The sequence below is a fragment of the Paenibacillus sp. Y412MC10 genome (assembly GCF_000024685.1).
GTDB classification, from domain to species: Bacteria; Bacillota; Bacilli; order Paenibacillales; family Paenibacillaceae; genus Paenibacillus_AQ; species Paenibacillus_AQ lautus_A.
This window is the reverse complement of sequence record NC_013406.1, coordinates 5,792,942-5,814,181: the sequence shown is the minus strand read 5'-3', so window position 1 is coordinate 5,814,181 and position 21,240 is coordinate 5,792,942. Positions and strand designations below refer to the sequence as shown.

15 protein-coding genes, 2 tRNA genes and 1 other annotated feature are annotated in these 21,240 nt (G+C 52.4%); of the genes, 14 read left to right on the top strand and 3 right to left on the bottom strand.

Annotated elements, in window-relative coordinates; genetic code table 11:
• Nucleotides 1-80: 80 nt before the first annotated feature.
• A complete protein-coding gene (locus GYMC10_RS25400; protein WP_009589363.1) occupies nt 81-1,619 on the top strand; it encodes a 2-isopropylmalate synthase in 1,539 nt (512 codons plus the stop codon).
• A 258-nt stretch (nt 1,620-1,877) separates the two neighbouring features.
• On the opposite strand, the gene GYMC10_RS25395 is transcribed toward GYMC10_RS25400, so the two are convergent.
• Entirely contained in the window at nt 1,878-2,858 is a 981-nt protein-coding gene (locus tag GYMC10_RS25395; RefSeq protein ID WP_009589355.1) for an aldo/keto reductase, read from the bottom strand.
• A 136-nt stretch (nt 2,859-2,994) separates the two neighbouring features.
• Here GYMC10_RS25395 and GYMC10_RS25390 point away from each other — a divergent pair, with 136 nt between their 5' ends.
• The 13 genes from GYMC10_RS25390 (at nt 2,995) to zapA (ending at nt 20,065) form a co-directional block, all read left to right on the top strand.
• The gene (locus tag GYMC10_RS25390; protein WP_015737149.1) at nt 2,995-3,762 is read left to right on the top strand and encodes a hypothetical protein; all 768 of its coding nucleotides are present in this window, start codon (nt 2,995-2,997) and stop codon (nt 3,760-3,762) included.
• A 655-nt stretch (nt 3,763-4,417) separates the two neighbouring features.
• Nucleotides 4,418-5,494: a 3-isopropylmalate dehydrogenase gene (gene leuB / locus GYMC10_RS25385; protein WP_015737148.1), complete on the top strand. Its 1,077-nt coding sequence runs from the start codon at nt 4,418-4,420 to the stop codon at nt 5,492-5,494.
• A gap of 173 nt (nt 5,495-5,667) precedes the next feature.
• Nucleotides 5,668-6,207: a peroxiredoxin gene (locus GYMC10_RS25380; RefSeq protein ID WP_009593058.1), complete on the top strand. Its 540-nt coding sequence runs from the start codon at nt 5,668-5,670 to the stop codon at nt 6,205-6,207.
• Between the two features lie 276 nt (nt 6,208-6,483).
• Complete coding sequence (locus GYMC10_RS25375) at nt 6,484-6,891, top strand: hypothetical protein (protein WP_015737147.1); 408 nt, start codon at nt 6,484-6,486, stop codon at nt 6,889-6,891.
• A gap of 324 nt (nt 6,892-7,215) precedes the next feature.
• Nucleotides 7,216-8,340: an ATP-binding protein gene (locus GYMC10_RS25370; protein ID WP_009593063.1), complete on the top strand. Its 1,125-nt coding sequence runs from the start codon at nt 7,216-7,218 to the stop codon at nt 8,338-8,340.
• 78 nt (nt 8,341-8,418) lie between these two features.
• Nucleotides 8,419-9,936 (top strand): leucyl aminopeptidase, encoded by a 1,518-nt coding sequence (locus tag GYMC10_RS25365; protein WP_015737146.1) that lies wholly within the window; start codon nt 8,419-8,421, stop codon nt 9,934-9,936.
• Between the two features lie 78 nt (nt 9,937-10,014).
• On the top strand, nt 10,015-10,980 hold the full coding sequence (locus tag GYMC10_RS25360) for an aldolase catalytic domain-containing protein (RefSeq protein WP_009593056.1): 966 nt from the start codon (nt 10,015-10,017) through the stop codon (nt 10,978-10,980).
• A 181-nt stretch (nt 10,981-11,161) separates the two neighbouring features.
• Nucleotides 11,162-11,235: transfer RNA gene (locus GYMC10_RS25355), tRNA-Pro, on the top strand.
• Between the two features lie 78 nt (nt 11,236-11,313).
• Nucleotides 11,314-11,384: transfer RNA gene (locus GYMC10_RS25350), tRNA-Gly, on the top strand.
• A gap of 589 nt (nt 11,385-11,973) precedes the next feature.
• On the top strand, nt 11,974-13,842 hold the full coding sequence (gene abc-f, locus GYMC10_RS25345; protein ID WP_041622056.1) for a ribosomal protection-like ABC-F family protein: 1,869 nt from the start codon (nt 11,974-11,976) through the stop codon (nt 13,840-13,842).
• 108 nt (nt 13,843-13,950) lie between these two features.
• Nucleotides 13,951-14,227 (top strand) — a binding site (T-box leader).
• A gap of 66 nt (nt 14,228-14,293) precedes the next feature.
• On the top strand, nt 14,294-15,328 hold the full coding sequence (gene pheS, locus GYMC10_RS25340; RefSeq protein WP_015737144.1) for a phenylalanine--tRNA ligase subunit alpha: 1,035 nt from the start codon (nt 14,294-14,296) through the stop codon (nt 15,326-15,328).
• A gap of 29 nt (nt 15,329-15,357) precedes the next feature.
• Nucleotides 15,358-17,808 (top strand): phenylalanine--tRNA ligase subunit beta, encoded by a 2,451-nt coding sequence (gene pheT / locus GYMC10_RS25335; RefSeq protein ID WP_015737143.1) that lies wholly within the window; start codon nt 15,358-15,360, stop codon nt 17,806-17,808.
• 259 nt (nt 17,809-18,067) lie between these two features.
• Nucleotides 18,068-20,065 (top strand): cell division protein ZapA, encoded by a 1,998-nt coding sequence (gene zapA, locus GYMC10_RS25330; RefSeq protein ID WP_015737142.1) that lies wholly within the window; start codon nt 18,068-18,070, stop codon nt 20,063-20,065.
• Nucleotides 20,066-20,158: 93 nt separating this feature from the next.
• On the opposite strand, the gene GYMC10_RS25325 is transcribed toward zapA, so the two are convergent.
• Entirely contained in the window at nt 20,159-20,545 is a 387-nt protein-coding gene (locus GYMC10_RS25325) for a cytochrome c oxidase subunit II (RefSeq protein ID WP_009593061.1), read from the bottom strand.
• A 322-nt stretch (nt 20,546-20,867) separates the two neighbouring features.
• On the bottom strand, nt 20,868-21,227 hold the full coding sequence (locus GYMC10_RS25320) for a phage holin family protein (protein WP_015737141.1): 360 nt from the start codon (nt 21,225-21,227) through the stop codon (nt 20,868-20,870).
• Between the last annotated feature and the right edge of the window lie 13 nt (nt 21,228-21,240).

The window sequence follows — 21,240 nt, the reverse complement described above, 5'->3', positions numbered from 1 at the left end:
TTAAGCAGCCGGCGGCAGGGGATTCTATCAACTGCCGCCGGATGTTTACGTCATGAGATAAACTTCAAGGAGGTGCCGACATGCGAAAGATTTATGTCTTTGATACAACGCTGAGAGATGGTGAGCAGTCTCCTGGCGTGAATTTGAACACTCGGGAAAAGGTGGAAATCGCCCTTCAGCTCGAAAAGTTGAAAATCGACCGCATGGAAGCAGGGTTTCCAGCGGCGTCCCCCGGTGACCTTGCAGCTGTGAATGCAGTGGCACGCGCGGTGAAGGACGTTACGGTCATTGGATTGTCACGCTCCAGAGAGAATGACATCGATGCGGTTCGCGAAGCGCTTCAAGGTGCCCAGGACCCGTGCATTCACGTGTTCCTGGCCACTTCGCCGATTCACCGCAAGTTCAAGCTGCGGATGGAGAAGCAGCAGGTGCTGGAAACGGCGCAGGCTTCGATCCGTTACGCTAAGAAGTACTTTTCCAAAGTGGAATTTTCCCTGGAGGATGCGGGCCGGACCGAGCTTGATTTCATGGCCGAGGTCGTCGCCATGGCAGTGCGCGAAGGCGCCAATGTCGTGAACATTCCGGATACCGTGGGATATTTGAACCCTTCGGAATACGGGGCCATCTTCAAATACTTGAAGGAAAATGTTCCGGATATCGAGAAGGTTCAGCTGAGTGCGCACTGCCATAACGATCTGGGCATGGCCACGGCGAACACCCTTGCCGCCATTCTGAACGGGGCCGATCAGATCGAAGGCACGATCAACGGAATCGGTGAACGTGCAGGCAATACCGCGATCGAGGAAATCGCGATGGCGCTCGAGACGCGTTCCGAATTCTTTGGAGCGAAGACGGGGCTGGCCTTAACCGAAATCGCCCGCACAAGCCGCCTTGTGAGCAAGCTGACCGGCATGGTCGTGCCAGGCAACAAAGCGATTGTCGGCGCGAACGCATTCGCCCATGAATCCGGCATTCACCAGGACGGTATGCTGAAGGAGAAGACAACCTACGAAATTATGACCCCGGAGTCCATCGGACTCAAAGAAAGCAAGCTGGTATTAGGCAAACATTCCGGCCGCCATGCTTTCCGGGAGAAGCTGCTGGATCTGGGTTATGAGCTGACCGAAGAACAGGTGAATGACGCATTCGCCAAATTCAAAGTGCTGGCCGACAAGAAGAAGGAAGTTTCCGATGAGGATCTTCTGGCTCTGCTGGAGGAAAAACTGATCGATACGCCAGAGGTCTTCAAGCTGGAAACGATCTTTGTTGCTTACGGCAACGAATCAACGCCGACGGCGCGGGTGCGCATTGCAACAGAAGATCAGACGATTGAAGAAGAGGCCGAGGGCAACGGTTCCGTGGACGCGATCTATAACGCGATCGACAAGGTGACCGGAGAAGAGGTTACGCTTGCGGACTATTCCATCAAGTCGGTAACGCACGGCAAGGATGCCCAAGGTGAAGTGCATGTCGTGCTGTCCCAAAACGACGTGGCCGCGCAAGGCCGCGGCTTGAGCACCGACATTCTGGAAGCGAGCGCACGTGCCTACGTCGATGCGGTGAACGTCCTGATCGAGAAACGCAAAACGTTTAGCCGGCGCGAGCGCGCTACGCTGTAATCCATACTTGGCGTGGCGGGAGATCTGCTCTCCGCATGAGCGCTGAAGGTGCATGCCATAAAAAAAGAGGGGCCGCTATTGAAGCGGCTCCTCTTTTATTTGCTTTATTAAACTGTTGGCCAGACGTGGAATGCAGGTATCAAGACACTAGCATCGAGCCTTAAACGGCCTCATAGCAGAGGGCCGATACCGGATTGATGCAGCTGATCAACGAGATAAGACAGGGTTTCGTTAAGGCGTCGATACGGAGCCTGGATCTTACCAGGCGTAGGCCTGCGGGGCGGCGCCGCCCGGACCCGGGAATATTTCATCCAAGCGCTTCATCACGGATTCATCGAGTTCGATCTCAAGCGAGCGCAGGGAGCTTTCGAATTGCTCCAGCGTGCGCGGCCCAATAATCGGTCCGGTAACGGCCGGGTTCTTCAGCACCCAGGCAAGAGCGACGTTATCCTGCGGTTCGCCCAGCTCTTGGCAGAGAGCGGCAAACTGTTCCAGCTGCGCGCGGTGCTTCTCTACGCGCTCCGCATTGCCTCCGCTGCGCGAGCCCTCGATTTTTTTAAGGGCATTGCGTCCCAGCAGTCCCCCGTCCAGCGGACTCCATGGAATCACGCCGAGACCCAGCTGCTGCGAAGCGGGGAGTACTTCGAGTTCCGGCAATCGGCAGGTCAGGCTGTATTTGTGCTGCTCGGAAACGAGACCGAGGAAGTGACGGCTTTGGGCCGCGGCCTGCGCAACCGCAATCTGCCAGCCGGCAAAGTTGCTGGATCCGACATATCCGATTTTTCCTTGATGAACCGCAACCTCAAAAGCGCCCCAGAGCTCGTCCCAAGTGACGGAAGGATCGACGTGATGCATTTGGTACAGCTCGATATGGTCGGTCTGCAGACGTTTCAGCGACCCTTCGAGATGACGGCGAAGTTTATAGCTCGACAGCCCGGCTTCATTGTTGGGGCCATCCAGAGGATCACTCATGGAACCGTAGAATTTAGTAGCCAAAACGACTTTTTCGCGGCGGCCTCCGCCTTGGTTAAACCAGCGTCCGATGATGGTTTCGGTCAGGCCCGAATTCTCGCCCCAGCCGTAGATGTTCGCCGTATCAAAGAAATTGACGCCGGCATCAAGCGCTGCATCCATGATGCGGAAGGCTTCCTTTTCATCCGTGGCAGGACCGAAATTCATCGTCCCCAAACACAGACGACTTACTTTCATGCCGGATTTACCTAGAGCTGCGTACTTCATAATCGATGATCACTCCTTGGTCGTTTAGGGTATAAGGCAAATTCACCCCTATTGTAGCGTATTGGCAGAAAAATGTAACTAACGGCGTTCGGAAACGTTAATATGGATAGGGACTGATTTTACGAGGAGGGGTAGGATGAATCGATTAGTTCCTTTCAGGATACTTTCATTGCTTGTTGTGTTAACCTCGGCGTTGATGATCAGCGCTTGTAACCAAACAGAGCCCAAGACTGCTGTCGATACTGATTTCAAGGAAACCATGTCTGACCTGACCAGTCTTCAATCCATATCGCTAACGGAAAGTAACAAACAAATCATTAGGGAAACCTTTGATTCGGTGAAAGTGCTTCAAGACAAATTACAAAATCATCCTAGCCCAACTTGGGTTGTAGATAAAGAGGACGTGAAGATATCGCTGAGCGAATTTGTTCTGGCGAGGATAAACAGAGACTTAATATTTGCCCTAAACCAAGTGAAAGAAATTCCTTCCGATGCCGCATTACTGAAAGATATGGTCATCACGCAACTAACGGCGAATTACGCCAGACAGTCGGGCGTGGTCGTAACGCCCAAAGAAGTCAGTGAGGAAATCGAATTTCAAAAAGCAGCGCTGGATGAAGCTGATCCCAATGACGACAACCACCGGTTGATTCTTTACATCATGGAGAACCGAATTCGCATTTCGGGTAAGACGGAAGAAGAGTTTTGGAACAGTGCGGAGGTGTATGAGGATTACGAAACCTCATTGTACAACAGTAGATTAATCGCAAATATTCTGTCCGACGAGAGCACGAAGGGGATGGACAGCTATTATGAGCTACAGGAAAAGCTGTTCAACGATTTCCAGAAGAAGCATTCCATTCAGGCTCCAGATTTTAACGAATTGTTACAATCAGCTTCCTAATTCTGCTCCCTCCTTTTCGATACCATATCCTTGTTCCTACAGCTAGTCTCGTTCCTGCTCCTTTTTCCTTCCTCTACCTACAAAGACTAGGACCAACCAAGAATCTCTTTAAGTTGTTACCCTCCGGATGTTAACCTTCAAGAGCCGCCCAATCATTTTGCATAGGGCGGCTCTTCTCCCCCACACAACCCTTGTGGTCAGGGAGATGTGCTCTTCTCCAGTGACCTGCCAATCCATTAGCTTCGAAGCAGCGGAGAGGACGAATCGATTCCGGAAAAGCGGAGCGGTCGCCTTTGGAGCCGAATTTCAACCCCTAACATATAATCCAGAAATTCGGCGACAACAGCGATTGGAGGAACGATACGTACTCGGAGCTTCCCACATTAACTCTTCGAAGCCCTTGCATAAACTGCTCTTGCTAAGCTGCTCTCGCATAAAGTCTTACTCGCATTAAGTCGCTCTCGCGAAATTAGCTCTTCGAGCTTCTGTACAACTTCTATGACGCCGTCTCCCTGATCACATTCCCCCTACTTATAGGCAAAACGAATTAAGTTCATAGTTTCTATATCTTGGTCAATCGAGGGGGAAGTATGTTACAACAGTAACTAGATGATTAAATACGACCAGTGTATATATAAATAAGGAGTGACGAAGGATGGCAGAAACGAAAAAAATCGCGGTAATCGCGGGAGACGGCATCGGTCCTGAGGTAGTGGCGGAAGCGGAGAAAATCATTAAACGTACCGAAGAGGTATTCGGACTTTCATTCACGACGGAACATGCGTTGTTTGGCGGCATTGCGATCGACGAGAAAGGAACGCCGCTCCCGGAAGAAACGCTGAGCGTATGCAAAAGCGCCGATGCGGTATTGCTTGGTGCGGTAGGCGGACCGAAATGGGACAACAACGCGAAGGAGCTTCGCCCGGAAACCGGATTGCTCGGCATCCGCAAAGAGCTTGGCCTGTTCTCGAACCTGCGTCCGGCCGTCATTTTTGACTGCTTGAAGGATGCATCCACACTGAAGCCCGAGGTTCTGGAAGGAACCGACTTGATGGTTGTTCGTGAACTGACGGGAGGCATATACTTCGGCGAGAAGTTCAGACGCGAAGGTGCAGGCGGAGAAGAAGCGGTAGATACCTGCGTATACAATACCGCCGAGGTAGAGCGCATCGTGCATCAAGCCTTCGAGATTGCACAGAAGCGCCGGAAGAAGCTGGCTTCCGTCGATAAAGCGAACGTGCTGGAAACGTCCCGCTTGTGGCGCGAAACCGTAAACCGCATCGCCCCTGAATACCCGGACGTCGAGCTGGAGCACGTGCTGGTAGACAACTGCGCGATGCAGCTTCTGCGCCGCCCGTCCAGCTTTGATGTCATCGTAACCGAGAATATGTTCGGTGACATTCTGAGCGACGAAGCAGCCATGCTGACAGGATCCATCGGCATGCTGGCATCCGCATCCATGGGCGAAGGAGCTTTCGGTCTGTACGAGCCGGTACACGGTTCGGCTCCGGACATTGCCGGCCAAGGCTTGGCGAACCCGATCGCAACGATTCTTTCCGTAGCGCTTATGTATCGCCTCACGTTCGGATACGAGGATGCGGCTGACGCCATTGAACGCGCAGTTGCCGAGGTGCTTGATGCCGGACACCGGACGGCAGACATTGCCGTTGATAAGAGCAAGGCGCTCAGCACCACGGAGATGGGCGATTTGATTGCCGCGGCTATCCGTTAATAGAAGAAGCGTACGTTCAAGAAAACTTCTTATTTATAATAATTATAATAAAGTAACGTCTACAATCTTGACTTTGATTAGCCTCGATGATAACATTTCTATTAAATGTTCATAGAACATACCATGTAGAAAATACACGTATTTTCTTACATATGTTAAGGAGGAATTCAATCATGGCAGAACGTTTGGTTGGTAAAGCGGCTCCTGATTTCACAATGGAAACTGTATCAGGTGACGGTAAAGATTTTGGCAAAGTCAGCCTGTCCGACTACCGCGGCAAATGGCTCGTATTCTTCTTCTATCCGCTGGATTTCACTTTTGTATGCCCAACTGAAATCACGGCTCTCAGCGATGCTTACGATCAATTCAAAGCATTGGATACGGAAATCCTGGGTGTGAGCGTTGACTCGATTCACAGCCACAAAGCTTGGATCAACACAGCTAAAGAAGCTAACGGTCTGGGAGCATTGAACTTCCCGCTGGCTTCCGACATCACCAAGAACGTAGCTAGAGACTACGGCGTTCTGATCGAAGAAGAAGGCGTTGCTCTGCGCGGCCTGTACATCATCGATCCAGAAGGCGAATTGAAATATCAAGTTGTTAACCATAACGACGTTGGCCGCAGCGTAGAAGAAACGCTTCGCGTTCTTCAAGCACTGCAATCCGGCGGATTGTGCGCAATGAACTGGAAGCCGGGCGACAGCAACCTGTAATTCCATTTCATGAATAGCAACCCTCATTACCTGACATTACGTCCAGGTAATGGGGGTTTTTTCACTCTTGGTTTTATTGGATGAAATAGGGGAAGACTTTTGTTTAGGAAACCGCGCTTGCGTTAATATATAATTAAATAAATAGGTTGGCCGGCTTATGATTAGGAAATCATGCCAAAATTTTAAATCAAGGTTTTTTTCATGAAGGAATTAGCCTGCCTGAAAGCGAATACAATATTGAAACGATTGAGAATCCACACAAGGAGGGTGAACGATATGAGTTTTTGCTGTGGGGCTAGTATGATGGGTACAAAGGGTACACTGAAGCATTATCGCACTCAAGTACATAATGTTCCCCTACTGTCTTGTCCGGTCTGCCATCGCGTCGAGGTTCATCATCGGGTTGAGAATGAGTATGAGATATTGGCTGAATATGCCCATGGTGACGGTGCATCCCAAGTGGATTTTCAGGATTACGTGATGGAAGATGAGGATGCCATTTTTGAGAATGTGGTCAATCGGGAGTCGGAGGATCCGCTCACGGTTGTTCAGAGTCAGATTGATATGTCGCTGGATCTCCTGGTGGTTGCCAAATGGATGGAGGACGAGAAGTGGCAGGGCGAACTGAAAAGACGGCTTGCCGTGATGAGCCAGCGCAGGCTCCGACTCCAAAAGCAGCCTTAATTAGGATTAATAAAGCCTCGTGAATGCCCGGGGCTTTTTTAATGTTTCAAATCAGGCGGATTTGGGTAATCATTTACATTAGCTGTGCAATGACGGGTGTTATATCAATTACATAAACCAAAGTACATAAGTAATGACAATGGTATTTTTATGCAATTATCCATTTTTCGACAGGATTTCTGATTGACGTTTCTTTGTTTCGATGACTATCATGGAAGGAAGCAGATTCGGGCTGCTTCTGATTCAGAGGCGGACAAGCTCATTTTTTCGCATGTTTTTTGTCGGTTTGGTGAGTTCAACTTTTCAAGAAAAGGGGGAGCCATCTTGTTGAGTCAAATCCGTGAATCTGAGCTGCAGGCAATTCGTTCATTTCATTCCAGTCAGCTTATTAGGAACAAGTATGAGAACATACTGGAGAATCTCGACAGCGGGATTATCCTCTTTGATAGTGATGGAGTGTTGGCATTTGTTAACGTGCAGATGGCAAAACTGTTAGGCGTATCCCGTAAATCGCTGACAGGCTGTACGCTGACCCAGCTATTGCGTCATCCCCAGCTCTCCAGATTCAAGAAGAAAAAAATACTTCGCATTTTTCGGGAAACGGTATTCCATCGCCGAAGATTCCATGAATTGGTTGATGAATTCGGCAGATCGTGGCTGATCACGATGACGTATGGGGACCAAATGGAAGGCGATTTCCTGATCAGCGTGAAGGATGTATCGGATTTCAAACGAATTGAGCAAACCGCTTATCAGAACGATAAACTGGCCATGCTGGGAAAAATCTCGGCTTCCATTGCCCATGAAATCCGAAACCCGCTGACATCCATTCGAGGCTTTATCCAGTTGCTGCGTCCGCATCTCGTAAGTTTGGGAAAGGACGAGTATGCCAGAATCATACTAACGGAGATCGATCGCGCAAACGATATTATATACGAATTTCTCAATTCCTCCAAACCCTCGGCTCCAGAGACCAAGATTGTATCCGTATCCTCATTATTGAAGGAAGTTGTTCTATTAACAGAGAGCGAAGCCTTGATGAAGGGATGCCAGATCAATCTGCATACCGATAAGACCCCACCTGCGTTTATTTCCGTTGATGTCAAGCAGATCAAACAGGTGATTCTGAATATTATTAAAAATGCCCTCGACGCCATAAATGAGCATCATGACGAGAACATTACCGGGATGATTGATATTTCAGCCCGTGACACGGGGAAACATATTAACATTTGCATTTCGGATAACGGGGGCGGCATGGATCAGAATACGCTGAACCACCTCTTTAATCCCTTTTTTACGACGAAAGAGAGCGGGACGGGACTTGGTTTGTCCGTGAGCTACAGCATCATCCGAAACCATGGCGGCACCATTGCCGTGGATAGCCAGGTTGGGGCCGGGACCGAGTTTGTGATCACGTTTCCCAAGCTGGACGTGTCGGAAGTCTAAGAGGATATGCAACCGATTTGAATACAAGAGCAGCTGTTCCAATGGAATGGCTTTTTCTTTTTTAGGAGGAGAAGAGACATGAAATGGACATTTGAAAGCAATTTAACAGCCGGGCAAGTACAAGCGGATGCCATAATCGTTCCCGTTACTAAAAAACAAGCGAAGGAGGGCGGCATTTCCCCGGCCTGGGACCCGTTATTAAAGCAGTTAGCGGAGAACCGGCTGTTCGACGGCACCGCCAACCGGTCATTCGTATGGCCGGAGAGCATTTCGAGCGGATCGCGCCTGTTAATATGGGTAGGCCGTCCCGAAGGTATCCTGACATCCGAGCAGCTGCGTTTGGTTGCAGCTCAAGCGGCGAAGGCGGCCGTAAAATCGGGAATACGCAGCGCGGCCATTCAAATTCCGCATACGATGGTCAGCTTCACCGCCGAACAGACGCCCCGCGACGCTGCTCAGGCTTTAACCGAAGGTTTTATACTGGGAAGCTACCGGAAACCGCATTATAAACGCGATGCTTCCGAACATACGGATTTAGAAGAAATCCTCTATTATATAGAAGGAAATGCGGAAGCGGAATATGAAGCCGCGTGGAAGGAAGGCATGTCGCTCGGCCAAGCGATTGGAGAAGCAACCTGCCTGGCACGAGATTTGACGAACCTTCCCGGCAATAAACTGTTACCGGAAGACTTGGCCCAGAAGGCGCTTCAGCTGGCGAAGCGGTACGGCTTCGAAGCACAGGTCCTGGATGAGGAAGCTATGGTCGAGAAAGGAATGGGCGGTCTCTTGGCCGTAGGGAAAGGCAGCATACATCCGCCGCGCATGATTACGATCCGTTATCAGGGACGGGAGACATGGGACGATGTGATCGGCCTGATAGGCAAGGGGATCACGTTTGATACCGGCGGCGTTTCGCTGAAGAGGGCAGTCGGAATGGAGGATATGATCAGCGATATGGGCGGGGCGGCTACAGTGCTTGGCGTTATGGAGGCTCTCGGGCGTATTCGTCCCAAGGCGAATGTCGTGATGGTGATCCCGTCTGCGGAGAACGTGATGAGCGGCGGCGCCTTTAAACCAGGCGATATCGTGACGACGCTGAGCGGCCGTACCGTCGAAGTGCTGAACACGGATGCCGAGGGCCGCATCGTGCTCGCGGATGGAGTAACCCATGCTAAACAGCTCGGCTCTTCGCGCCTAATTGATGTGGCCACGTTGACCGGGGCTGTCGTTTCGGCGCTTGGGGATATCGCCACCGGGGCCGTAACCAATGACGAAACCTTTTTGCAGGAGCTTATCGCTTCTTCCCGTAGGGCCGGCGAAAAAATATGGCCGCTCCCATCCTATCCGGAGTTTTGGGATAAATTGAAGAGCGAGGTGGCGGATTTGCGAAATCAAACCGGGCGAGAAGGCGGGACGATCACGGGCGGTCTTTTTGTGGGCACGTTTGCTGACGGGCTGCCTTGGGTTCATTTCGACATTGCAGGTACGGCTTACTTGTCCAAGGAGCGGGGAGTGGATCCCAGAGGGGCAACCGGCGTGCTCGTCCGAACCATCAGCGACTGGATACTCCGAGAGGCCGAGGCCGTCAAGGATTGATGCACATGTTATGCTTTACTTTTCAACCGGCATTCAAGTATGATGAAGAGAAAATTGCCGAGAGGAGTTTAGCTTAGAATGATTAAGAGTAGTCAGACAAAGATTGTAGACTGTACCATTCGCGATGGCGGACTGGTGAACAACTGGGATTTTAGCGTAGAATTCGTGCAAAATTTATATGCAGGCCTGAATGAGGCTGGCGTGGACTATATGGAAATCGGTTATAAAAATTCGCCTAAGCTGCTAAAAGGCGCTGATCAAGCCGGCCCTTGGCGTTTTTTGGATGATGAATTCCTTCGAGAAGTTATTCCCCATAAAGGTAAAACCAAACTGTCCGCACTGGTCGATATCGGCCGGGTGGATGAGGATGATATTTTGCCGCGCGAGGAGAGCCTGCTGGATCTCATCCGCGTTGCATGTTACATCAAAGACGTAGATAAGGCGCTTGCGCTGGTTCAGACCTTCCATGATCGCGGTTACGAGACGACGCTGAACATTATGGCCCTCTCCAACGTGATGGAGAATGAGCTGCTGGAAGCCTTTGAGATGATCAGGGAGAGCGTCGTGGATGTGGTGTACATCGTCGATTCTTACGGAAGCCTGGATCATAAAGACATGGAATACCTGGTAAATAAGTTCAAGACGCATCTGCCGAACAAACGTCTTGGCGTTCATACCCATAACAATATGCAGCTGGCGTTCTCCAACACGCTGGTAGCCGCCGACCTCGGCGTTGAGCTTCTGGATGCGTCCGTGTACGGCATGGGCCGCGCAGCCGGCAACTGTCCGACCGAGCTTTTGGTTACCCACTTGAAAGGCACGAAGTACGAGCTGCGCCCGGTACTGGACATTATTGAGCGCTTCATGATCCCTCTTCGCGAAAAAGAGGAGTGGGGTTACATCATGCCCTACATGATTACAGGCACCCTGGACGAACATCCGCGCTCCGCTATGGCACTTCGCGCTTCGGACGATAAAGACAAAATCGTGGATTTTTACGATAAATTGACGACGCCGGAAGTGACGTTCGACAAAAAGAAGTAAGGATGACTAGGGCGTCCTTGCATCTTATATCAGTGTATGAAAGAGCAGCATCTTTCCCCATTCGGAAGGGTGCTGCTTGCTTTCTATTGCCTATGATACATTTTCCATAAAATACATGTTGAAATTGCGTGTCACGCATGGTATATTTATTTTTGTCTTCAAAAGATAAAATGTTGATTATCGGGACGTAGCTCAGCTTGGTAGAGCACCTGGTTTGGGACCAGGGGGTCGCATGTTCAAATCGTGTCGTCCCGATTCGCTTATGATTTAGGACCTCGCAAATAGTAATCGGCATCTGCTCCAAAGCATAGCGTCACTTTTGTAGGTGGATATGCGGGTGTAGTTCAATGGTAGAACTCCAGCCTTCCAAGCTGGTAGCGTGGGTTCGATTCCCATCACCCGCTTATAGTTAGACAGAAACCCTTGGTATCAAGGGTTTTTTTGTTGCTTCAGGCTGCAAAAGCTGCTTGTTATCTTAGACGGGGCAAAGTAGTAAATCCTTGAGATATCAAGGATCTCTGGCTGTTATAGGATGCAGGCTCCGCAGATAGCCCTTTTACATTTTAGAAATATCTGTTATAATGGCCATAATTTCATTCCAAGAATGCGAGGTAACCTAGTCCAATGAAGTAAGACACCCTTTTCTCTAAAACAACTGCATGTAGTTTTGCAGGCGTTTCTCTACGGCGGTAGAGGGAGAGATTTGGCGTGTCTGAACAATGTGACTGGGGTGCCTCTTTTTGTTATGTCGGAAACGGTACTCTGATACAATTCCAATCACATATACGGAACGGATTGCTGCTTTTGTTGACGGGCGAAGGGTAAGGCCCTTTCAATACCGTCAGGGCTGGCCTGGAATGAACAGCCGAAGAATTGAGCAGTGGCGCGCATTCGTCCCGTTATTCAGATCCAAACGAATCCTCTCTCATAACAACCGCCGCAGGCCATCGCCTGCGGTTTTTGATGTTTTTCACAGAGAGAGGATGAGGCGATATGACAATGATTCTAAAAGCGAAAGATATAAGCATGGAACTTCAAGGAAAGCCGCTGTTTGAAGGCATTCAGCTGGAAGTGGCCGAAGGAGAGCGGATCGCGCTGTATGGGCGTAACGGTACCGGCAAAACAACGCTCCTCTCCATCCTGGCCGGTGAGCTTGAGCCTACCTCCGGCGTTGTGGAGGCGATCCTTCCAAGAGAGCGCTGGGGCTGGTTGAGACAGCAGGATGAACCGGAGGAAGGGGATATGAGTGCGATCGATACGGTGCGCAGCCGCAGTCATCCAACGTTATGGGAGCTGAAGCTTCGGCTTGCGGGAGTCGAGCAGCGAATGAACGGCGGCAGCGCTGCGGAAATGGAGCAGCTGCTTGAGTTATATGGCAATCTGCTGGAGCGTTATGAATCCCGGAACGGTTTCCAGTGGGAGACCGAGGTGGAGAAAGCGATGACGATGCTGGGCATCGGGCCGGAGGTGTGGCCGGTGTCCTATCGCGAGCTGAGCGGAGGCCAGAAGACGAAGGTGATGCTGTCTGCGCTCCTGGTGTCGGCCCCGAAATTTCTGCTGCTTGACGAGCCGACGAACCATCTGGACAGTGAAAGCCTGGTCTGGCTGGAGCAGTGGCTGGTGTCGACCTATAAAGGAACGGTGCTGTTTGTATCCCATGATCGGGAATTCATTGACCGGGTGGCGACCGCCGTCTGTGAGCTGACGTCGGAGGAACTCCGGCGTTACCGGGGAGGATACACGGATTACCGGCGCGAAAAGGAACGCGAGCTGCGCGAGCAGGAGACGCTTTATCGCAAGCAGGAGCTGGCCCGCAAGGCGCTTGAGGAGTCGATCCGAAGATACGAGGAATGGTTCCATAAAGCGCATAACGCGGCCGGGGACGTGAATGAAGTCAAGATCACCGCCAGTTTCTACAAGGCCAAAGCGAAGAAGAACATCTCCAGATACCATGCCAAGGAAAAAGCGCTGGAACGGCTGGAAGCCGAGCGGGTGGATAAGCCGCGCAGCGGGCCCAAGCTGAACATGGAGCTGGAAGGGGAGGCATTCGGCGGCCGAACCCTGGTCCAAGTGAAGGACATCTGTTTTGGATACGGATATCAACAGCTTTTTAATAAGCTCACCTTCTATTTGAAACGCGGCGACCGGCTGGCCGTAAGAGGCCCCAACGGAAGCGGAAAAACGACGCTGCTCAAGCTGCTGCTGGGGGAGATCGATCCGCAGGAGGGCCGGATTACCCGGAATCCTTCCGTCAAGATCGGCTATTTTTCGCAGGAGCTTGAGGGGCTTGAACCGGAAACCACGCTGCTGGACAGCCTTCTTGTCATTCCCGGCATGACGGAGAGCCGTGCGCGTACCCTGCTGGGCTCGTTTCTCTTCAGGAGAGACGACGTGTTTAAGAAGATGGGACAGCTCAGCATGGGGGAGAAGTGCAGAACGGCTTTTCTCAAGCTGTATTTCAGCGGGGCGCATCTCCTCGTATTGGATGAACCCTCGAATTACCTGGACGTGGATACCCGAGAGGTGATTGAACAGGTGCTCGTAAGCTTTCCGGGCGCAATCGCGCTTGTATCGCATGACCGGTATCTGGTGCGCAAAATCGCGAACCGGCTGCTTACGCTGAAGCCCGGGGAAGCTCCCGCATGGTTCGAGGGAAGCGTTGGCGAGGAGGAGGAACAGGCTGCGCGAACCGGGGTGATCAAGGGAGATACCGAGAAGGACAATCGCCGAATGGCGCTTGAGTACCGGATTCAGGAATTGCTGGGGTTATCCGCTGATGGACTTGAGGCCGGGGATGAGGCGAGCTGGCTTGCCGAGATTAGGGAGCTGCGGGCCGAGCTTGCCGGGCTTTTGTCGGATTGAGCCCAGGGATCCCGATTAAAATCGGTCCGATGAGGTTAAAATGGGGAAATGAAACTTGCCATATGCCGAAAGGTTGCATATAATAAACCCTATATATTTGCATAAGTTCTAAATGCATGGATGGAGAAAAGTAGCCAGTGCCTCTTTACAGGGAAGGGATGCCGTGGATTGAGAGTGTCCCTCAAAGAATCAGGCTGGTGAAGTTCGCTCCGGAGCAGTTCCCTGAACACGGCAGCCCGCCGGTTGAGTAGGGGATAACGGGTCCGATTCGTTACGTCGGTCAAGTGAGCATGATGAGGCATACTCGTGCCCAAGGCTTTTACCGTCTTGGTTAGAGTATGATGCATGTTAACAAGGGTGGTACCACGGTCTCTTCGTCCCTTTTCGGGAGGAGAGGCCTTTTTTGTTTTCAGAACAATGATGGAGTTTACAAAGGGGTGTGCGAATAGCCATGAAGGAAAAATTGGAAGCTTTAAAGCAGGAAGCATTGGCGCAATTGCAGGATGTTAACGATCCGCAGCAGCTGAATGATTTGCGGGTGAAATACCTTGGCAAAAAAGGGGCCCTGACGGAAATCCTGCGCGGCATGGGAGCACTCAGCGCAGAGGAGCGTCCCGTTATCGGCCAGGTGGCCAATGACGTTCGCGGCGCGATCGAGGAAGTCATTTCCGGCAAGCAGGAAGCGTTCCTGCAGCAGGAAACCGAAGAGCGTCTGCGCGCAGAGAAAGTGGACGTGACCCTTCCGGGTCGCAAGCTCAGCCAAGGTGCGGTGCATCCGCTCAGCAAGGTGATCCAGGATATCGAGGATATTTTCATCGGGATGGGATACCGCGTAGCGGAAGGACCCGAGGTGGAGACGGACTATTTCAATTTCGAGGCGCTCAATCTGCCGAAGAACCACCCGGCACGCGACATGCAGGATTCCTTCTATTTGACGGAAGATCTGCTGATGCGGACCCAGACTTCCCCGGTGCAAGCCCGGACGATGCTGTCGATGCAAGGAAAAGCGCCGGTCAAAATCATCTGTCCCGGACGCGTATTCCGCCGGGACGACGATGACGCGACCCATTCGTTCCAGTTCCATCAAATCGAGGGCCTCGTGATCGGCGAGAACATTCGCATGAGCGATTTGAAAGGGACGCTGCTGCAATTCGTTCAGGAAATGTTCGGCGATAACACGCAGATCCGTCTGCGTCCAAGCTTCTTCCCATTCACGGAGCCCAGCGCGGAAGTGGACGTATCCTGCGTCAAATGCGGCGGCAGCGGCTGCCGCGTATGCAAGCAAACGGGCTGGCTAGAGATTTTAGGCTGCGGCATGGTTCATCCGAAGGTGCTCGAAATGGGCGGCTATGACCCTGAGAAGTACAGCGGATTTGCTTTCGGTATGGGGGTTGAGCGGATTGCCATGCTGAAATACGGCGTGGATGACATCCGCCACTTCTTCAACAACGATACGGCATTCTTGAATCAGTTCACGCGGATCTAATTTTAACGATAAAGGGAAGTGAATAGACAATGAGAGTTTCAACCGATTGGTTGTCCGATTATATTTCGCTCGAAGGCGTAACCTCAGAGGATTTGGCAAGCCGCATTACATCGGCCGGCATTGAAATCGATGTGATCGAGAAACGGAATCAAGGCATTAACAACGTGGTCGTAGGCTACGTCAAGAGCAAGGAGAAGCATCCCGATGCCGATAAGCTGAACGTGTGCGTCGTCGATGCAGGCCAGGAAGAAGATCTCCAGATCGTATGCGGAGCAAAAAACGTGGATGCTGGCCAGAAGGTGCCGGTAGCGCTTGTGGGCGCGAAGCTGCCGGGCGGGCTGGATATCAAGAAAGCCAAGCTGCGCGGCGTGCTGTCCCAAGGCATGATTTGCTCAGCCAAGGAACTGGGCATGAATGACAAACTGCTGCCCAAAGAGCTGCAGGAGGGGATTTTGGTGCTCCCGGCTGACACGGAGATCGGCAAACCGATTGTGGATGTGCTGGGCCTGAACGATGAAATTCTGGAGCTGGACCTGACGCCGAACCGTTCCGACTGCCTCAGCATGCTGGGCACGGCTTACGAAGTGAGCGCCATCCTCGGCCGCGAGCTGAGCCTGCCGAACCCGGAGAAGGAAATGCTGGAGGTTCATGATGCAGCAGCCGATCATATCTCGGTTACGATCGGCGCGGATGAGCAGTGCAGCCATTATGCTGCACGCTATATCACGGGGGTCACGATCGCTCCTTCCCCGCTGTGGATGCAAAACCGGTTGATGGCAGCCGGCGTGCGTCCGATCAATAACATCGTGGATATTACCAATTATGTGATGCTGGAATACGGCCAGCCGCTGCATGCTTTTGATGCGGATCAGCTAAAAGACGGGGCGGTTCACGTACGCTTGGCTGAGGCCGGCGAGACGATGGTGACGCTGGATGGCGCGGAGCGGCGTCTGGAGCCGCATATGCTGGTAATTACGGCAGGCGGCAAGCCGGTGGCCTTGGCTGGCGTTATGGGCGGCCTGGACTCCGAAGTAACGGACGGAACGGTGAATATTTTCCTGGAGTCCGCTAAATTCGATGGCGGCACCGTCCGCAAAACCTCCCGTCAGCTGGGACTTCGCTCAGAGGCAAGCTCCCGCTTCGAGAAGGAAGTGGATCCGGCCGCAGTGATCCCTGCTTTGAACCGAGCGGCTGCACTGATGGCGAAATATGCCGGCGGGTCCGTGCATCAAGGAATCGTCGAAGCAGGAAGTGCGCAAACCGAGCCGTCCGTGATTACGTTGTCGCTGGAGAAGCTCAATCGTTATCTGGGCACGGAGCTGTCTTTGCTTGAGGTCAAAACGATCTTCTCCCGACTGCATTTCCCTAGCGGGGATGCGGGCCAGGGATTGGTGGATATCCAAGTGCCTTCCCGCCGCGGCGATATTATGCTCGATGTAGACCTGATCGAAGAGGTTGCCCGCCTGCATGGCTATGACAACATTCCGACCACGGCGATTGAAGGACCGACGACGCCGGGTTCGTTGACGGAAGCGCAGGCCATCCGCCGCTCGCTTCGCCGTCTGTTGACGCACAGCGGATTCCAGGAGGTTCTGGGTTACTCCTTCATTCATCCGCAGCAAGCGGAAGTGTTCACTTCCCTATCGGAAGGCGGGAAGGCGGTTAAGCTGGCGATGCCGATGAGCGAGGACCGCAGCGTGCTGCGTACCAGCTTGCTGCCGCAGCTGCTGGATATCGCGGTGTATAACCATAACCGCAAGCAGCCGGACCTGGCCCTGTTTGAAATAGGGAACCTGTTCCACACGCAGGAGGAGACGTTGACCAAGCAGCCGCAGGAGCGTCCGGTTCTCGGTCTGCTGCTGTCAGGACGCAAAGGCAGCAAGCAGTGGAACGTCCAGCCGGCCAAAGTGGATTTCTTCGATTTGAAGGGTGCGCTTGAAACGGTGCTCGATTATCTCGGCATTCGCGCTGACGACATTGCTTACGAAGCGAACGGGCCGGCAGGCTTCCATCCGGGACGTTCCGCTTCCGTTTACGTAGGTCAGGGCGAGAACAAACATCTGCTCGGGGTGCTCGGACAAATTCATCCAAAGACGCAGCAGGAGCTGGATTTGGAAGATACCTATGCCGCCGAGATCCTGCTTGAGCCGCTCTATGATCTGACCAATGCCCGCGTCGCTTACCGCGATCTGCCTAGATTCCCGGGCATGGAGCGGGATCTTGCCATCGTGGTGAATGAGGAAGTAGAAGCCGGTTCCCTGATGCAAGTCATCAGAGAGAACGCCGGAGAGCTTCTGCAGCAGATTCAGGTGTTTGACGTCTTCACGGGCAGCAAGCTGGGAGAAGGCAAGAAGAGTGTTGCGATCTCCTTGACGTACCGCCATCAGGAGCGGACGCTGACCGATGAAGAGGTTGCCGGGGTTACGGAAAAAGCAGTCGCTGCCCTTCAGCAAACTTTTGGCGCAGAATTAAGAAAATAGCAGGAATTGTGAACGTCCGCATCGAATCCATTACATCAGAGATTCGATGCGGGCTTTTTTGCTCTAAATTGAACTGGGATTTGCATCGGAAGGCCCGCAGGGTTCATAATTATAAGCACAAAACTGTGTTATCATATACCACACTTCGGTCTGTACTCTAGAGGTTCGTCTGTAGATGTTATCTCATATATAATGGATGCAGAGGATAGACCATTTCAGACATCATAGAATTTACACATAATAGAAGGAGGGCACAATTTTGACTACATCTGACCGTAAAAGCGTTACCGTAGACATCTACGGAACTTCCTATAAACTCGTTGGAAACAGCAGTGATTATACCAGACAGGTAGCCAATTACGTGGATGATCGCATGCGTACCATCTCCAAGGCGCACTCCCGATTGGATACCCCGCGCATTGCCGTCCTTGCCGCGGTACATATGGCTGAAGAAGCTTTGCAGAAGCTGGAGTATCAGAACGAGGCCAAGCTGATGACGGCCGAGCGGAATGAGCTGCGAACGGAACTGGCCAAGGTGCAGGGACTTCAAATCGAGCAGCAGGAGAGACATCGTCAGCAGCTGGAGCAGCTGGAGCGCAAGCTGGCGGAGCAGACAACACTGGCTGAAGAATACAGGAAATCCAAGGAGAACCTGACGGCGGAGTCGGAGCGTACGAAGGAGCTGCTCCAGAAGGAATCGGACCGCGTGGCGGAACTTCTGAAGGAGAAGCAGCAGCTTGAGGTGCGTCTTAAGGAGCAGCGCGAGAAGCTGGAGAGCGGCCACAAGCAGGCGATGGAAGATATGAAACGCCGTTATGAAGGGCAAATTTCACAGTCGGCGCTCACGCATAAGCAGGCCGTCGAGAAGCTGGAACAGAGTTTGCGGACTTCAGCGAAGCAGGCTGAAGAGAAGCTGGCGGAGCAGTTGAAGAAACAGGAGAGCACTTATAAACAAGAGGCGCTTCTGAAAGAACAGCAGCACTCGAAGACCGTGCAGGATCTGAAGCAGCAGAATTCGAAGACGGTTCAGGATCTGGAGCAGAAGTACACGAAGACGGTGCAGGATCTGAAGCTGGAGCACTCGAAAACCTTGCAGGATTTGGAGCAGCAGAACTCGAAGACCGTGCAGGATCTGGAGAAACAGCTTGCCGAGCAGCGCAATCGCGGCGGCCAGCTGCACTCGCGGTTAACGACCGCGGAGAAGGAACTGAACACGGTAAAAGCGGAATCGGACAAGCTGAAGGAAGAGCTCCATTCGTCCAAGCAGCAAGCTGAAGCTTCCTCGCAGGAATTGCGTTCCTTCCGTACGAAGGCGGAAGGGCTGGCGAAGGAACTCGAGGCACTGAAGCAGGAATCCGGCAAGTCGGAGGAAGAGCGTCGACGTCTGCAGAAGCTTGTGGTGGATGCGAATCAGACCTCCCGCAAGCAGCAGGAAGAGCTGCAGCGTCTAAGCAGCGAGCTGCAATCCTGGCGGACGCTGGCGGATCAGCGCAAGGAGGAGACCGGCGAGCTCGAGATGAGAATCGTCGAGCTGATGGAATTGAACGAAAGCCTGGAAGAGGGAATGAAGGGGCTTCAGGATGAAATCCATGTGATGAAGGACGAAGCGGACCGGATCCTTTCCGAGCGGCGAAGCGCCCAGGAGGAATTGAAGGAGCTCCAGCTCCGCAACGAAGAGCTGGAGAAACTCACCCAGGACGCGGGAATCCGCGAGGAAGAGACCGGCAAACTCTACGCCATGCTGGAAGAAGAATACGATACGGTGTCGAATCAGCTCGATGAGCTTCGCAAGAAGGCGACCGCCAGCGAAGAGCGTGCAAGCGAACTTGCCGAGCAGCTGAGGGAGTCCGAAGAGCGCGCCGTTCATTGGCAGGACCAATACCAGCAATGGATGGCGGAACGGGAACAGCTGGCTGCAGACAGCGAGAAGCTGGCCGCAGAGCGCGATGAGTGGAAACGAACCAAGCTTGCGCTGGAAGAAGAGCTTCAGTCGTGGCAGCAGGAGATTGCATCCGCGCGTCAGGTCTGCGACCGTCTGGAAGGCGAGAAAAGCGAAGCGGCACAGCAGTATTCCGAGCTTGGCGAACAGTACGAGCTGGTTATGCACCAGTATCGGCTGCTGCAGGCAGAACAGGAATTGAAGGCGGAGCAAGCCGCGCAGCTTGAAGAAGAACACCGCAAGCTGAAGGAAGAGTATGCGAAGCTCCAAGTTGAATATAATGAATGGATCGAGTTGATTGAGCAGGATCAGCGTTAGGCCATGACGAAGATGTGAACCTGAAAAAACCTCCGGATCAGAGAGAGGAAACTCTGGCGATCCGGAGGTTTTCATTTTGCATAGCAAGCCCTGCTATTCTTCGACGATCAGTTTGGATATCATTTTGCTGTGACCGGCTCCGCACATAATGGAACACGAAACCTCGAATTCTCCTGCCTTGTCAGGCGTAACGACGGTTGAGTTGTTCTTTCGGTCCAGCTGCAGGCCAAGCGCAGGAATCATAACGCCGTGGTTGCCGTCTTCGTTCTCGTAAGTAATCTTGACGGGCACCCCTTTTTTGAGGTGATATTCGGCTTGGTCAAATTGGAAGTTGGAGCCTTTAATCACGAGTTCTGCTTCCGGTGCTACGCCGGTATCCGTGATCCCCGAATTGCCCTCGGACTCTTGTTGGTTTCCGCCGCAGGCCGCCAATACAAAAAGGAGCATACATGAAACAAGTAGTGCTATGCCTTTTTTCACTATAATCTCTCCTGACTATGAAATAATTGTGAAAATTAATTTCCAATCTTTATGATAGCTCAGAACGGGAGTCGACGCACATGCCTGTTATGAAAAATTGGTGAACGTGAAGCGTTTGCAACGAATTTTATGGATTTACGTTATAATGTAGGGGAAACATAGTCACAGAGGACGGGAACTTGCTCGAACACGGACAACCCCCTGTCATATAGCAACAGGGGGCTGTTGTGGGGAATGCATCGATGGATTTAACCGCGAACCGGGATCGTTCAGGAACAGGACTCCGTCAGGATCCTTTGACAGAAGCGGGCGGCCTTCTATCTTATTCTTTGCGGTTTTTGCCTGCTTCAAACGGGGTGGAGATCGGAATGAACAGATCGATGATCCCGATGACCAGTGCAGCAAGCAGAGCACCCAGAATGGAGACGCTAACGCCTCCGACGATGAACTGGGCCAGGTAAATGACAAGCGCGCTCACAATGAAGCCCACGATGCCGCGTCCAAACGGCGTGACTTTTTTGCCGAAGATGCCCTCGATAGCCCAGCCAAACAGGGCGATGACGAGTGCAAGCAGCAGGGCGCTTCCGAATCCGCCGACGGAGAATTGAGGGACGATCCATCCGACGACCATAAGGACGAGCGCGGCTACGATAAATCGAACGACATGCCCGAGAAATTGCATGGTACCTGCCTCC